The sequence below is a fragment of the Kitasatospora sp. Xyl93 genome (assembly GCF_055383135.1).
Window position 1 is genome coordinate 4,394,253 of record NZ_AP029185.1, and the last position, 14,775, is coordinate 4,409,027.

Sequence of the window (14,775 nt, forward strand, 5' to 3'; positions counted from 1 at the left end):
GCACCACCGTACGGGCGGGCGCGGGCGGGCGGAAGGAAACCGCAGGGGGCCGCCCGGTGGCGGGACGACGTCGGCCCGAACCAGCCGGCGCCGGTGTCCGACCGGCCGCTCAGCGCCCGCCGGAGACCTCCAGGAACGCCCCGGTGGTGTACGAGGCGGCCGGGGAGAGCAGGAAGAGGATCGCCTCGGCGACCTCCTCCGGACGCCCGCCGCGCCGCATCGGCAGACCGGGCGCGACCCGGTCGACCCGGCCGGGCTCGCCGCCGAGCGCGTGGATCCCGGTGTGGATCAGCCCCGGCCGCACCGCGTTGACCCGGACGCCCTCGGCGGCGACCTCCAGGGCGAGGCCGCGGGTCATCGAGTCGACCGCGCCCTTGGCGGCCGCGTAGTCGACGTACTCGTTCGGCGAGCCGATCCGGGAGGCGGCCGAGCCGACGTTGACGATGGCGCCGCCGCGCCCGCCGTACCGGGTGGACATCCGGCGGACGGCCTGGGCCGCGCACAGGAACGGGCCGGTGATGTTGGCGGCCCAGATCCGGCTCAGCCGGTCCTCGTCGATCTCCTCCAGCCGGCACTGCTTCTCCAGCGTGCCGGCGTTGTTCACCAGCCCGGTGAGCGGGCCGAGTTCGTCGTCCACGGTGGTGAACAGCCGCTCCACCTCGGCGCTGCGGGAGACGTCGGCGCGGACCGCCAGGGCGGTGCCGCCCTCGGCCCGGATCGCGTCCACCACGGTGGCCGCCGCGCCCTCGTCCGTACGGTAGTTGACGCAGACCCGGTGGCCGCGGCGGGCGGCCAGCAGGGCCGTGGCGGCACCGATGCCGCGGCTCGCGCCGGTGACGATCAGGACCTCGTCGGTCAGGGTGGTCGGCATGGCCCGTACGCTACCCGGCGGCCCGGCCGGGGGCACCCGCGGCGGCCTCCCGCAGGGCCGCGATCTTCGGGGCCCGGCTCCTCGGCGAGTCCAGGCCGAAGCCGCGGGCGTCGCCCAGTTCGTCCCGGACGAAGGCCTCGGTGCGGGCCGCCGCCCGCCGCAGGGCGTCGTCGGGCGGGACGAAGGGCAGCAGGACGAGCTCGGCGCGCTGGGTGTCGTACTCCCAGAGGCCGACGATCCGGCCGCGGTCGAGCACCACGTGGGTCTGCGGGTCCGCCCCGGTGCCGAAGGCGCGCCCGGCCCGGCCGGCGGGCAGCGGGCGGGCCGCGTCGGCGGGGTCGAGCAGCCGGGGCAGGTCGCGGTGCAGCAGGTGGATGCCGTCGATGCCGGCCAGCAGGGTGTAGTGCGGCTCGTCCGGCACCTCGAACCCGGCGTACTCCTCGGCGAGTGCGGGCGGCACCAGCAGCTCCGAGCCGGGCCCGAGCGGCACCAGGCCGGCCTCGGCGACGGCCCGGCGGGCCGTGGCGGCGGTGAAGCCGGAGAACCAGCGGAAGTGCCGGAGGGTGGCCGGGCCGGCCCAGGAGAAGTAGCGGCGGGCGAGGTCGACGGCGTCCCCGGCGACCGGCTGGTCCCAGCCGACGTAGCCGTAACGCTGCTGGTCCAGACGGCCGTTGACGGGCACCCGGCGGATCCGGCCGCGGGACTGCAGCAGCCCGAGGGCGAGCGGCAGGGTGGTGGTGAGGCCGCGCCTGCGCCCCGGCTCGCCGAGCGGCCGGACGGCGTCGCCGACCGCCTCGCGGATCGCGGCCGGGTCCAGCGGGCGGTCCTCGGACAGCACCCGCTCGACGGCCAGGCAGAGCTGCTCCACCTCGTCCCGGCCGACCCCCAGGTGCTTCTGCGCGGCGGCCAGTTCGCCGGCCGGCGCGGCCGCCCCGGCGGCCAGGCCGAGCGCGAAGTCGGCGGCCGGCAGCACGTACGTGCAGCCGCGCGCGGACGGCAGCTCGTGCACCTCCAGCCGGCCCACCGCCGCGTCCACCGCGGCCCGGCCGAGCCCGGCCCGGGCGAACAGGCCCAGGTACGGCGCCGCGCCGCCCACCGAGCGGGCCCAGCCGGTGGCGGCCAGCACCTCGGCGGCGGAGGCGCCGGTGCGCGGGTGGTCCAGCCACTGGCGGTGCGACCACCAGGCGCGCAGCTTCACGGCCTCGGCGGCCTCCGCGGGGTCGTCGGGGTGAGGGTGCTGCTGCTCCATGGGGCCCAGTATCGGCGGCCGGGCGGCCCCGGGACCGGAATTCGCTCGTCCGGCGCGGCCCGCTCCGGCGAGGATGCCCGAACGAGGACGCGGTGTCCGCCCGTCCGTCCGAGAGGAGTCCGCCGATGTCCGCAGTCCCCGCCGTCCCCGCTGTTCCCTGTCTGCCCGGCGTGCCCGGCACGGTCCTGCTCTCGGGCATCGTCGGCTCCACCGCGTACGGCTTCGCCCACGCCGGCTCCGACGTCGACCGGCTGGGCCTGTTCGCCACCCCCACCGAGGAGTTGCACGGCCTGCGCCGCCCCGCCGAGTCCCACGTCGGCACCGCGCCCGACGTCACCCTGCACGAGGCCGCCAAGTGGTGCCGGCTGGCGCTGAGCTGCAACCCGACCGCCTCCGAGCTGGTCTGGCTGCCGGACGGGTTGTACGAGGTCCGCACCCCGCTCGGCGACGAACTGGTCGGCCTGCGCTCGGCGTTCCTCAGCGCGCCGGCCGTGCGCAACGCCTACCTCGGCTACGCCGACCAGCAGTTCCGCAAGCTGCTGACCCGGGACACCACCGACCCGGCCACCCGCCGCCGGGCCGCCAAGCACGCCCGGCACCTGGTCCGGCTGGTCGAGCAGGCCGTCCGCCTGCACGGGACCGGCCACAACCTGATCCGGCTGCCCGACCCCGAACGCATCCGCGAACTCGGCGAACGCATCGCCGACCGCCCCGCCCTCGCGGAGGGCCTGCTCGCCGACGCCGCCGAGCGCCTCGCCGGCCCCGGCGTGCTGCCCGCCGCCCCCGACCCGCGCCCCGTCGAGGCCTGGCTCCGCCGGGTCCGCACGGCCCACTACACCCCGCCTCAAGTCCCGCTCCACCACCCCGGCACGCCCGTGCAATCCACTGGCGGAGCCCTGGGCCCCACCGGGTAGGATCGCCGTGGTCCTTCCACCCGGCACCCCGGGCGCGCGGGGGCCGCGGGCCACTAGCTCAATTGGCAGAGCTGCGGACTTTTAATCCGTAGGTTCAGGGTTCGAGCCCCTGGTGGCCCACCGCACCGAGGCCGGATCAGGCGATCTCCGATCCGGCCTCCGTCGTTCCCCGGCGCGGGTGTCCCGCCGCCGCCCGGGGTCGCGCACCGCGACCGCCACCGCCACCTTCACCACTACGGCTACCGCCCGGTCCGAGGCGGGCCGCCGGTGCTCCGGGTGCTCAACTCCGGTGCCCGCGACGGCGTCGGGGTGCGGCGTCCGGTGGCGGAGCGGCCCGGGGCCGGCCGCGGACGGTTCCGGCGCCGCCGTCGGCCCTGGCGCCCGCGGTGCCCCACGGGTCGTGCCGGTGGCCGGATTCCGGCGTCGGCGAGGCGTCGGCGAGGCGCCGGTGAAGTGGCATGGGTCACGTCGGAATCGGGCGTTTTCGGTTGTTCTGCGGGGGTGTTGCCCGCAGGTCGGCGGGGTTGTCCGAGGGCCGAGGGTCGGTGATCGTGTCGGGCCTAAATATGATCGGAAGCCACGATCGTCGGTTAGTGGTGACGGTCGTATGTGCAACCTGGGAACGGTCCGGACCGTCTCTCTGTGTGCGGTGCGCCGGATCGTCAGGGGCGTCGCTTCCGTCGGTGAAAGGTACGCGCATGTCAGGTCGGAGGGGCGAGAGCCCGGCTCGGGGTGAAGGCGTGCCCGCGACGGAAGACCCCGCGGGCTCCGTGCCCGCCCCGCGCGCCGGCGGCCGGGCCGAGGCCCGCCGCGCCGCCCAGGGCAGGGGCGGCCGCGGCGGTGGCGGTACGACGGACGCGGCGGCGGGAACGACGGGCGGCCGGGCCGCGGCGCGCAAGAGCGCCAAGCCCAAGAAGGACGTGAAGAAGATCGTCGCCTGGTCGACGGCGGGCGTGCTGGTGGTCATCGCCGGTGTCGGCGGTGCGATCTACCTCAAGCTGAACGGCAACATCAAGTCCTTCGACGCCGATGCGATAGCCCGCAACCGCCCCCCGGAGGCGAAGGCCGACGCGGACGGCAACAAGCCGGTCAACATCCTGCTGATCGGTTCGGACAGCCGCGGCAAGAACAATGCCGACCTCGGCGGCGGCGAGGACGGCGGCGCCCGCTCGGACACCACGATCCTGCTGCACGTCTACGCCGACCACAAGCACGCCGTGGGGATCTCGATCCCGCGCAACGCCAAGGTCGAGCTGCCGTCCTGCAAGCTGCCCAACGGCAAGTGGACCAAGGGCGGCAACACCGACCTGTTCAACTCCGCCTTCTCGCTGGGGGGCAGCGACGACGGCAACCCGGCCTGCACCCAGAACACGGTGGAGAAGCTCACCGGCATCCGCGTCGACCACACCCTCGTGGTCGACTTCAACGGCTTCTCCGCGATGACCCAGGCCGTGAACGGCGTGGACATCTGCCTGCCGAAGCCGATCTACGAGGGCGACATCAACCCCAACCTGAAGAAGAAGGGCGACCTCGTCCTCCCGCAGGGCAAGCAGAAGGTGGAGGGCCAGAAGGCGCTCGACTACGTCCGGCTGCGGCACGGCATCGGCGACGGCTCGGACATCGGCCGGATGAAGCGCCAGCAGGCCTTCCTCGGCTCGCTCGCCAGCAAGATCAAGAAGGACGGGATGAACCCCACCACCCTCCTTCCGCTGGCCGACGCCGCCACCAAGTCCCTGGTCGTCGACCCCGGCCTGGACTCCGCCGACAAGCTGCTCTCCTTCGGCCTGTCGCTGAAGAACATCGACATGCACGACCTCAAGTTCGTGACGGTGCCCTGGCGTTACCGCACCCAGGACCAGGACCTCGACATCGTCCAGGCGGACGCCAAGAAGCTCTGGGACACCCTCAAGGCCGACCAGACCATCGACGGCCAGAACGCCACCGGCCAGCAGCCGGACGCCCCGGACACCACCAGCGCGGCCCCGCCGCCGCCCGCGCAGCCCACCACGCCGGCCGCCCCGGCAGCGGACACCGCCAACTCGTCGATCAGGGTGGCGGTCTACAACGGCACGACCTTCAACGGCCTGGCCGGCAAGGCGACCGAGCAGCTGAAGGCCGCCAAGTTCGTCGCCAGCACAGCGGGCCAGGCGGCGAGCACCAAGTACAAGACGACCACGATCGAGTACGGCTCCGGGCAGAAGGCGAACGCCGAGAAGGTGGCCGCGCTGTTCCCGGGCGCCAGCCTGGAGCCCAGCGGCGCTCGGGGCATCTCGGTGATCACCGGCCAGGACTTCGCGGCCGCGATGGGGATGGCGGCCACCGCCCCCGCCGCCGGCGCGCCGTCCGCTGCCACCCCGGCCGTCCCGGCGCCCCCGCAGCCGCTGCCGACCACCATCACCAACGAGGCCCGTTCCGCCGACGACGACATCTGCGCGAACACCAGCTACGGCAGCGGCGGCTGACCCCGCCCGCCGCGGGACGCGGGACCACCCGAGCACCGGGACGACCCCCGGGCCGGCGCCATCCGGTGCGCGCGGGCCCGGGGGTCGTGCCATGGTGGGCCCGTGGCCCCCGGCGGGGCCGCGCGGTCACCGAAAGGCGGACCCCCATGTCCGAGATCGCCCTCCAGCTCGACATCGCCGCGCCCCGGGACGTGGTGCTCGCCGCGCTCACCACGCACGACGGGCTGACCGCCTGGTGGACCACCGGCGTGGACCGGGACGGCGACGTGCTGCTGTTCGACTTCCCCGACGTCCCCGAGCCGTTCCGGCTGCGGGTGGAGCGGGCCGACCGGGACCGGGTGGTGTGGACCAACGCCGGCTCCTTCCCGCCGCACTGGGCCGGCACCTGGATCAGCTGGGAGCTGGCCGACCAGCCCGACCGGCCCGGCGCGCCCGCCGCCCCCGACCGGCCAGACGAGCCCGACGAGCCCGCCGCCGAGCGCACCCGGCTGCTGTTCCGGCACGGCGGCTGGCAGCCGGGCAGCGAGGAGGGCGTCCCGGCGGTGGCCGGCACCTGGGCCGAACTGCTGGTCCGGCTCAAGGACTACGCGCAGAGCGGCAAGGTGCAGCCGTACTTCGTCACCGCGCACCGCCACGACGCCCCGTGAACACCGGGTGGGAGCTCCGTGACGATCCGGCGGCCGGTCGCCCGCCAGGGCGCCGTCCGGTGGCGGGATCGCGGCGGCGGGCCGATGGTGGCGGTGTACCGCCGTCGTCCCGGCCGGGCCGTACCCCCGCCCGGCGCGACCGCCCCGACGGCCCGACCGTCCCCACCACCACAGCCGCCCACCACCGCCTCCGGGAGGCCCCGCGATGCCCGTAGTCACCGATCCGTACAAGCCCGGCACCCCGTGCTGGGTCGACCTGATGGCGAGCGACCAGCAGGCCGCGCTCGACTTCTACCGCGACCTGTTCGGCTGGCAGGGCGAGGTCGGCCCGGCCGAGTTCGGCGGCTACGCCGTGTGCACGCTCAACGGCAAGCCGGTCGCCGGGATCATGGCGCAGATGGTGCCCGAGGGGCAGCCGGCGCCGCCCGTCGCCTGGACCACCTACCTCGCCTCGGACGACGCCGACGCGGCCCGGACGGCCATCGTCGAGGCCGGCGGCACGGTCCTGTACGACCCGATGGACGTCGGCACGATCGGCCGGATGCTGGTCGCCGCCGACCCGACCGGCGCGGTGTTCGGGGTCTGGCAGGCGATGGACTTCATCGGCGCGGGCGTGGTCAACGAGCCCGGCGCCCTGGTCTGGAACGAGCTCAACACCGCGGACACCGACGCGGCCCGCCGCTTCTACCAGCCGGCCCTCGGGCTGCGCCCGGCCACCATCCAGGGCATGGACGGCTACTTCTCGCTCAACGTCGGCGACCGCACGGTGGGCGGCATGCAGCCGATGCCCGACTACCTGTCGCCCGGCACGCCCTCGCACTGGATGACCTACTTCTCGGTGGACAGCACCGACTCCACGGTGGACGCCCTGGTCAAGGCCGGCGGCTCGGTGATCCAGCCGGCCTTCGACATGCAGTCCGGCCGGATGGCGGTGGTCCAGGACCCGCAGGGCGCGGTCTTCGCGGTCGTCGAGGCGCCCGAGGCGCAGATGCCCGACTCGCCGTGACGCCTGTGACGCCTGTGACGCCGTGACCCCGCGGAGCCGTCCCGGCCGGGCCCGACCAGGGTGCGGCCGGGGCCCGGCCCGGGCCACCGGAAGCCGCCCCTTCCCGCGACGCGCCGCCGGGAAATGGGCGGCTTCCCCCCGTTCCCGGGTAAGACTGCACCCATGCTGGGGCTACCGGACGACATCCGCGCTTTCCTCTTCGACCTCGACGGGGTGCTCACCCAGACCGCGAAGGTGCACGCCGCGGCCTGGAAGGACACCTTCGACGCCTTCCTGCGCGCCGAAGCCGCCCGCACCGGCGGCCCGTTCGTCCCCTTCGACTCCGTCACCGACTACGACACCTACGTGGACGGCCGCCCGCGGCTGGACGGCACCCGCGCCTTCCTGCTCAGCCGGGGCGTCGAACTGCCCGAGGGCACCCCGGAGGACCCACCCAACTCCCGTACCGTGCAAGGGATCAGCCGGGCCAAGAACGACACGGTGCTGCGGCTGATCCGGGAGCAGGGCGTCCAGCCGTACCAGGGCTCGGTCGACTACGTGCACCGGCTGCGCGCGGCCGGGCTGCCCGGCGCCGTGGTCTCCTCCAGCGCCAACTGCCGTGACGTGCTGAGGGCGGCCGGCATCGAGGAGCTGTTCGAGGTGATCGTGGACGGCAACGTCGCCAAGGCCGAGGGTCTGCCCGGCAAGCCCGCCCCCGACACCTACCTGTACGCCGCCCGCGCCCTCGGCGTCGAACCCGCCCACGCGGCGGTCTTCGAGGACGCGCTCGCCGGTGTCGCCTCCGGCCGGGCCGGCGGCTTCGGCGCGGTGGTCGGGGTGGACCGCACCGGCCAGGCCGCCGAACTGCGCCGGAACGGCGCCACCGTGGTCGTCCGGGACCTCTCCGAGCTCCTCGCCGAGGAGCTCGGCGAGCGGGCCGAGCGCGGCGGGGCAGGCGCATGAGTTCCGCGGACAACTTCGTCATCGACCCCTGGCAGATCACCGAACAGGGCCTGGACCTGGCCTCGATGGCCCGCGCCGAGTCCATCTTCGCGCTCTCCAACGGGCACATCGGCCTGCGCGCCAACCTCGACGAGGGCGAGCCGCACGGCCTGCCCGGCACCTACCTCAACGGCGTCTTCGAGCTGCGCCCGCTGCCGTACGGCGAGGGCGGCTACGGCTACCCGGAGTCCAGCCAGAGCGTCATCAACGTGACCAACGGCAAGATCATCCGGCTGCTGGTGGACGACGAACCCTTCGACCTGCGCTACGGCCAACTCATCAGCCACAAGCGCTGGTTGGACTTCCGCGAGGGCCTGCTGCACCGGGAGGCCGAGTGGACCTCCCCGGCCGGGCGGACGATCCGGGTGCGCTCCTCCCGGCTGGTCTCGCTCACCCAGCGCGCCGTCGCCGCCGTCGAGTACAGCGTCGAGGCGGTGGACGGCCCGGTGCGGATGGTGCTCCAGTCCGAGCTGGTCGCCAACGAGCAGCTGCCCGGCGGCCCCGAGGGCGACCCTCGGGCCGCCGCCGTGCTGGAGGCGCCGCTGCACCCCGAGGCGCACCACGCCAGCGGCACCAAGGCCGTCCTGGTGCACCGCACCCGCTACAGCGGCATCCGGGTCGCGGCCGGGATGGACCACGTGATCGAGGGCCCGGAGGAGTTCGACACCGTCGCCGAGTCCGAGGCCGACCACTGCCGGCTCAGCGTGACCACCGTGCTCCAGGCCGGGCAGCGGCTGCGGCTGACCAAGTTCATGAGCTACGGCTGGTCCGGCACCCGCTCGCTGCCCGCCGTCCGGGACCAGGTGGAGGCCGCGCTGACCGCCGCCCGGTACACCGGCTGGGACGGACTGGTCGCCGAACAGGCCGAGTTCCTCCGGGAGTTCTGGGAGACCAGCGACATCGAGATCGAGGGCGACGTCGAACTCCAGCAGGCCGTCCGGTTCGCCGTCTTCCACGTCCTGCAGGCCGGCGCCCGCAGCGAGGAGCGGGCCATCCCCGCCAAGGGGCTGACCGGGCCCGGCTACGACGGGCACAGCTTCTGGGACACCGAGACCTTCGTCCTTCCGGTGCTCACCTACTGCCTGCCCAACGCCGTCAACCAGGCCCTGCGCTGGCGGCACACCACCCTGCCGCTGGCCCGCGAGCGGGCGGTCCAACTCGGCCTGTCCGGCGCGGTGTTCCCGTGGCGGACGATCCGCGGCGAGGAGTGCTCCGGGTACTGGCCGGCCGGCACCGCGGCCTTCCACATCGGCGCCGACATCGCCGCCGCCGTCGCCCGCTACGTCCGGGCCACCGGCGACGCGGAGTTCGAGCGCGAGTACGGGCTCGAACTGCTCGTCGAGACCGCCCGGATGTGGCGCTCGCTCGGCCACCACGACGTGGCCGGGAAGTTCCGCATCGAGGGCGTCACCGGCCCCGACGAGTACAGCGCCGTCGCGGACAACAACGTCTTCACCAACCTGATGGCGCAGAGCAACCTGCGCGCCGCCGCCGAGGCCGCCGTCCGCCACCCGCACGAGGCCTCGCTGCTCGGCGTGGACACCGAGGAGACCGCCGCCTGGCGCGACGCGGCCGCCGCGATGTACATCCCGTACGACGAGGACCTCGGCATCCACCCCCAGGCCGACGACTTCACCCACCACCAGGTCTGGGACTTCGAGCACACCCCGCCGGAGAACTACCCGCTGCTGCTGCACTACCCGTACTTCGACCTGTACCGCAAGCAGGTGGTCAAGCAGGCCGACCTGGTGCTCGCCATGCAGGTCCGCGGCGACGCCTTCACCGACGAGCAGAAGGCCCGCAACTTCGCCTACTACGAGCGGCTGACCGTCCGGGACTCCTCGCTCTCCGCCTGCACCCAGGCGGTCATCGCCGCCGAGGTCGGCCAGCTCGACCTCGCCTACGACTACACCGCCGAAGCCGCCCTGATGGACCTGCACGACCTCGGCGGCAACACCCGCGACGGCCTGCACATGGCGTCGCTCGCCGGGGCGTGCATCGCCCTGGTGGCGGGCTTCGGCGGGCTGCGCGACCACACCGGGACGCTCTCGTTCCGGCCCCGGCTGCCGTCCGGGCTGATGCGGCTGGGCTTCTCCCTGCTGGTGCGCGGGCACCTGCTCAAGGTCGACATCACCCACGCGGGGACGACGTACACGCTGCGCCGCGGCGAGGTCCTCCACGTGTTGCACGACGGCGAGGCGGTGGAGGTCAAGTCCGGCGCCCCGGTCACCGTGCCGACCACCGTCCCGCCCGCCCAGGAGCGGGTCGCCCAGCCCCCGGGGCGCGAACCCGCCCGCCGCCAGCCCCAGGCCGGCCTCGCGGCGGGCAAGCTCGGCCAGCAGGACCACCTTCCGGCGGAATAGCCCCGCCGCCAGTCCCGCCAGTCACGCCCCGCTCGGTCCCAGCCGGCCCGCCCACCCGTCCGGCCCACCCCGGCTGCGCGCGGCACCGCCCCGGCGGAGGGTGCAGGTGTCCCGTGGCGACCGAAGGAGCGCAACCGTGCCGAGCGTGGCCGAACAGATGGTGGAAGTGCTCCGGCAGGCCGGGGTGGAGCGGGTCTACGGCGTCGTCGGCGACAGCCTCAACCCCGTCGTGGACGCGATCCGCCGGGCCGACGGCATCAGCTGGGTGCACGTGCGCAACGAGGAGGCCGGCGCCTTCGCGGCCGCCGCCGAGGCCGAGCTCTCCGGCCGGCTGGCGGTCTGCGCCGGCTCCTGCGGCCCCGGCAACACCCACCTCATCCAGGGCCTCTACGACGCCCAGCGCAGCGGCCTGCCGGTGCTCGCGCTCGCCTCGCACATCCCGTCCGGGCAGATCGGCACCGGCTTCTTCCAGGAGACCCACCCCGAGCGGGTGTTCACCGACTGCAGCAACTGGTGCGAGATGCTCTCCGCCCCCGCCCAGCTGCCCCGGCTGCTGCGGGTCGCCGTCCAGCACGCGCTCGGCTCGCACGGCGTCTCGGTGCTCGTCTTCCCCGGGGACGTCGCCGCGCTGCCCGCCGCCGGGCCGACCGGCACCAGCCACTTCCTCACCGAGCAGGCCGTCGCGGCGCCGCCCTGGTCCCAGGTGCAGGAGCTGGCCCGGCTGCTCAACGCGGCCCGCAAGGTGGTCCTGTTCTGCGGCGCCGGGGTGCGCGCGGCGCACGCCGAGGTGATGGCGGCCGCGCGGGCCCTGAACGCGCCGGTCGGCCACTCCCTGCGCGGCAAGGAGTGGATCCAGTTCGACAACCCGTACGACGTCGGCATGAGCGGCCTGCTCGGCTACGGGGCCTGCCACGAGGCGCTGCACTCCGCCGACCTGGTGCTGCTGCTCGGCACCGACTTCCCGTACGACTCCTTCCTGCCGCAGGCGCACACCGTCCAGGTCGACCACGACGCCACCCGGCTCGGCCGCCGCACCGCCCTCGAACTGGCCGTCCACGGCGACGTGGCCGCCACCCTGCGGGCCGTGCTGCCGCTGCTGGACGCCAAGTCCGACCGCGCCTTCCTGGACGGCATGCTTCGCAAGCACTACCGGGCGCTGGAGGACGTGGTCGGCGCGTACACCCGGGACATCGAGAAGCACCTGCCGATCCACCCGGAGTACGTCGCCTCGGTGCTGGACGAGGTGGCCGCCGAGGACGCGGTGTTCACCGTGGACACCGGCATGAACAACGTCTGGGCCGCCCGCTACCTCCAGCCCAACGGCCGCCGCCGGGTGATCGGCTCCTTCCTGCACGGCTCGATGGCCAACGCCCTGCCGCACGCGATCGGCGCCCAGCTCGCCTGCCCGGGGCGGCAGGTGGTGGCGATGGCGGGCGACGGCGGGATCGGCATGCTGCTCGGCGAGCTGCTCACGGTGGCCAGGCACCGGCTGCCGGTGAAGACGGTGGTCTTCAACAACGGCGCGCTCGGCATGATCAAGCTGGAGATGCTGGTCTCCGGCTACCCGGAGTCCGAGATCGACAACGGGGACGTGGACTACGCCGGGATCGCCCGGGCGATGGGCATCCAGGCCAAGCGGGTGACCGAGCCGGGCCGGGTCCGGGAGGTGCTGGCGGAGGCGCTGGAGCGGCCGGGCCCCGCCCTGGTGGACGTGGTCACCGACCCCAACGCGCTGTCCATCCCGCCGCACGTCACCGCCGCCCAGCTGAAGGGCTTCGCGCTGGCGGCGGGCCGGACGGTGCTCTCGGGCGGGGTCGGGCGGATGATCGACCTGGCCCGGAGCAACCTGCGGAACATTCCGCGGCCGTGAGCGCGCGGGCTCCCGGGGCCTTGCCTCTGAGGCAAAATTCTTGCCCGGGCGGCACGCCGGGTGTCCACTGGACACATGACCAGCAGCTCCACCGGTGCCGCAGGCACCGGCGAACAGCTCGACGACCAGGAGGTCGCCGGCCTCGCCGCCCGTCTCCGTGAGCACCGGCTCAGCAGCCGGCTCACCCTGGAGGTGGCCGCCGGGAGGGTCGGGCTCTCCCCAGCCTATCTGTCCCGGCTGGAGACCGGCCGCCGGCAGCCCTCGCTGCCCGTGCTGCTCGGCCTCGCCCGCGCGTACGGCACCTCGGTCTCCGGGCTGCTCGGCGAGACGCTCGCCGAGCCGGACCCGATCGTCCGGGGCGGCGCCATCGAGCCCGGCCGGGCCGGTGGCTGGGGCTACCGCCGGGCCGGCGCCCCCGGCCGCGCCATGCAGGCGCTGCGGGTGCACGTCCCGCCGGGCGTGCAGGACGCGGTGGTCCGGGTGCACCCGGGCGAGGAGTGGCTGTACGTGCTGAAGGGCGCCCTGCGGGTCACCCTCGGCGACCGGGTCCACCACCTCGGGGTGGGCGACTCCGCCCACTACGACTCGCTGACCCCGCACTGCATCGCCGCGGAGTCGGACAGCGGCGTCGAACTGCTCTTCGTCCACACCCTGCTGCAGAGCCCCGGCGGCGAACTCTGCCTCGGCGGCGGCCCCGCCGCCGTCCACTGACCTGCCGTCAGAACACCCCGGAGGAGATCACCATGGCCGATCCCACCACCACCGTCGCCCCCGACACCGCCGCCGGCCCGAAGACCATGGACGCCGGCAAGTGGGCCAACAAGCGGATCTACCTCCGCCTGCTGATCTACACCGTCGGATGCCACGCCTTCGCCGGCTTCATCATCCTCCTGTTCTCCCTCGGCAGCCGCAACAAGTAGTCCGCACCCCGGCCGTCCGCCCGCCCCACCCCCGAGGGGGCGGGCGGACCGCTGTTCCTAAGCCCCGCGCAGCAGTTCGCACAGGGCCCGCACGGCCCCCGGGAAGGCGTGCTCCGGCGGGGTGCCGTAGCCGATGACCAGGGCGGGCGGGGCTTCGGCGGCGGCCGGGGCGGCGCGGTTCCAGGCGAGGCCGCCGAGCGAGAGCCCGGCCCGCCGGGCGCGGGCGAGGAGTTCGGCTTCGGGGGTGGAGCCGGGCGGCAGCCGGAGGACGGCGTGCAGACCGGCCGCGATGCCGGTGACCCGGACCCGCGGGGCGTGTTCGGCGAGCGCCGCCACCAGGTGGTCGCGCCGGCGCCGGTAGTGCAGCCGGCAGCGCCGGACGTGCCGGTCGTACGTGCCGGACGTGATCAGCTCCGCCAGGGTCAGCTGGTCCAGCACCGGGGACATCGTGTCGGCCAGCGCCTTCAGCCGGGCGACCGGCTCGACCAGCGCGTCCGGCAGGGCCAGCCAGGCCAGCCGCAGGCCCGGCGCCAGGCTCTTGGCGGCCGTCCCGGCGTACACCACCCGCTCCGGGTCGAGGGCCTGCATCGCGCCGAGCGGCTGCCGGTCGTAGCGGAACTCGCCGTCGTAGTCGTCCTCGACGACGTACCGGTCCTGCTCCCGCGCCCACCGCACCGCCGCCGCCCGCCGGTCGGCGGCCAGCGCCGCGCCGGTGGGGAACTGGTGGGCCGGGGTGAGCAGGACGGCGCCGGCCCGGTGGTCGAGCCGGTCGACCAGGGCGCCGTCGGCGTCCAGCGGCACCGGGGTGACGGTGAGCCCGGCGGCCCGGGCGACCGCGTGCTGCGGCGGCAGCCCGTACTCCTCGACGGCCAGCGCGCGGGCCCCGCGCTCCCGCAGGGCGGCGCAGAGCAGGCCGAGGCCCTGGGTGACGCCGGTGCAGACGAGCAGGTGGTCGGGGTCGGTGCGGACGCCGCGGACCCGGGCCAGGTAGTGGGTGAGCGCCTGCCGCAGTTCGATCCGGCCGAGCGGGCTGCCGTAGTCGAGGGCCTCGTGCGGCGCGGTGGCGAGGGCGCGACGGGCGGCGGCCAGCCAGGCGGTGCGCGGGAAGAGCGAGAGGTCGGGCCGGCCGGGCATCAGGTCGTGGCGGGCGGCCCGGCGCCGCGGTTCCGGCCGGGCGGCGGGCCGTCGGGCCGGGACCGGCTCGGGCACCGCTCGCCGGGCGACGGTGGTGCCGGAGCCCTGCCGGGAGCTGAGCCAGCCCTCGGCGGTGAGCTGGCCGTACGCCTCGACCACGGTGTTGCGGGCGATGCCGAGGTCCTCGCCGAGCGCCCGGGAGGACGGCAGCCGGGTGCCGGGGGCGAGCCGCCCGTCCTGGACGGCCTCGCGCAGCGCGTCCTCCAGGGCGGCCCGCAGTCCGGCGCCGGCGGCCCGCCGCCCGGTGAGGTCGAGGTGCAGGTCGCCGCCGAAGGTGGTCCAGGAGGTGCTCACGGCC

12 protein-coding genes and 1 tRNA gene are annotated in these 14,775 nt (G+C 74.9%); 10 read left to right on the forward strand and 3 right to left on the reverse strand.

Annotated features, from left to right (window positions below):
• Window positions 1–109: 109 nt before the first annotated feature.
• Together ACZ5GH_RS19705 and ACZ5GH_RS19710 are read right to left on the reverse strand one after the other, a co-directional pair.
• Window positions 110–871 carry an SDR family oxidoreductase gene (locus ACZ5GH_RS19705; RefSeq protein ID WP_387759064.1) on the reverse strand — a complete coding sequence of 254 codons (762 nt, stop codon included), beginning with the start codon at window positions 869–871 and terminating at the stop codon, window positions 110–112.
• A gap of 10 nt (window positions 872–881) precedes the next feature.
• Complete coding sequence (locus tag ACZ5GH_RS19710) at window positions 882–2,120, reverse strand: DNA glycosylase AlkZ-like family protein (protein ID WP_464334906.1); 1,239 nt, start codon at window positions 2,118–2,120, stop codon at window positions 882–884.
• Between the two features lie 125 nt (window positions 2,121–2,245).
• On the opposite strand from ACZ5GH_RS19710, the gene ACZ5GH_RS19715 reads away from it, so the two are divergent.
• The 10 genes from ACZ5GH_RS19715 to ACZ5GH_RS19760 all read left to right on the forward strand — a co-directional run bounded on the left by ACZ5GH_RS19715 (window position 2,246) and on the right by ACZ5GH_RS19760 (window position 13,283).
• Window positions 2,246–3,034 (forward strand): nucleotidyltransferase domain-containing protein, encoded by a 789-nt coding sequence (locus tag ACZ5GH_RS19715; protein ID WP_464334907.1) that lies wholly within the window; start codon window positions 2,246–2,248, stop codon window positions 3,032–3,034.
• 47 nt (window positions 3,035–3,081) lie between these two features.
• Window positions 3,082–3,154 (forward strand) — tRNA-Lys (locus ACZ5GH_RS19720).
• A 620-nt stretch (window positions 3,155–3,774) separates the two neighbouring features.
• Entirely contained in the window at window positions 3,775–5,496 is a 1,722-nt protein-coding gene (locus ACZ5GH_RS19725) for an LCP family protein (RefSeq protein ID WP_387759070.1), read from the forward strand.
• 146 nt (window positions 5,497–5,642) lie between these two features.
• Window positions 5,643–6,143 (forward strand): SRPBCC family protein, encoded by a 501-nt coding sequence (locus tag ACZ5GH_RS19730; RefSeq protein ID WP_464334908.1) that lies wholly within the window; start codon window positions 5,643–5,645, stop codon window positions 6,141–6,143.
• Between the two features lie 205 nt (window positions 6,144–6,348).
• Window positions 6,349–7,149, forward strand: a complete 801-nt coding sequence (locus ACZ5GH_RS19735) for a VOC family protein (RefSeq protein ID WP_387759072.1) — start codon at window positions 6,349–6,351, stop codon at window positions 7,147–7,149.
• Between the two features lie 162 nt (window positions 7,150–7,311).
• Window positions 7,312–8,091 (forward strand): HAD family hydrolase, encoded by a 780-nt coding sequence (locus tag ACZ5GH_RS19740; RefSeq protein WP_387759074.1) that lies wholly within the window; start codon window positions 7,312–7,314, stop codon window positions 8,089–8,091.
• Entirely contained in the window at window positions 8,088–10,493 is a 2,406-nt protein-coding gene (locus tag ACZ5GH_RS19745; protein WP_387759075.1) for a glycoside hydrolase family 65 protein, read from the forward strand. The genes ACZ5GH_RS19740 and ACZ5GH_RS19745 overlap by 4 nt, the downstream gene beginning before the upstream one ends.
• Before the next feature lie 136 nt (window positions 10,494–10,629).
• The gene (locus ACZ5GH_RS19750; protein ID WP_464334909.1) at window positions 10,630–12,363 is read left to right on the forward strand and encodes a pyruvate dehydrogenase; all 1,734 of its coding nucleotides are present in this window, start codon (window positions 10,630–10,632) and stop codon (window positions 12,361–12,363) included.
• Window positions 12,364–12,438: 75 nt separating this feature from the next.
• Window positions 12,439–13,074 carry a helix-turn-helix domain-containing protein gene (locus ACZ5GH_RS19755; RefSeq protein ID WP_387759077.1) on the forward strand — a complete coding sequence of 212 codons (636 nt, stop codon included), beginning with the start codon at window positions 12,439–12,441 and terminating at the stop codon, window positions 13,072–13,074.
• 32 nt (window positions 13,075–13,106) lie between these two features.
• Complete coding sequence (locus ACZ5GH_RS19760) at window positions 13,107–13,283, forward strand: DUF6126 family protein (protein ID WP_387759078.1); 177 nt, start codon at window positions 13,107–13,109, stop codon at window positions 13,281–13,283.
• A 57-nt stretch (window positions 13,284–13,340) separates the two neighbouring features.
• Here the strand turns inward: ACZ5GH_RS19760 and pdxR are convergent, their stop codons facing one another.
• Complete coding sequence (gene pdxR / locus ACZ5GH_RS19765) at window positions 13,341–14,771, reverse strand: MocR-like pyridoxine biosynthesis transcription factor PdxR (protein ID WP_464334910.1); 1,431 nt, start codon at window positions 14,769–14,771, stop codon at window positions 13,341–13,343.
• Between the last annotated feature and the right edge of the window lie 4 nt (window positions 14,772–14,775).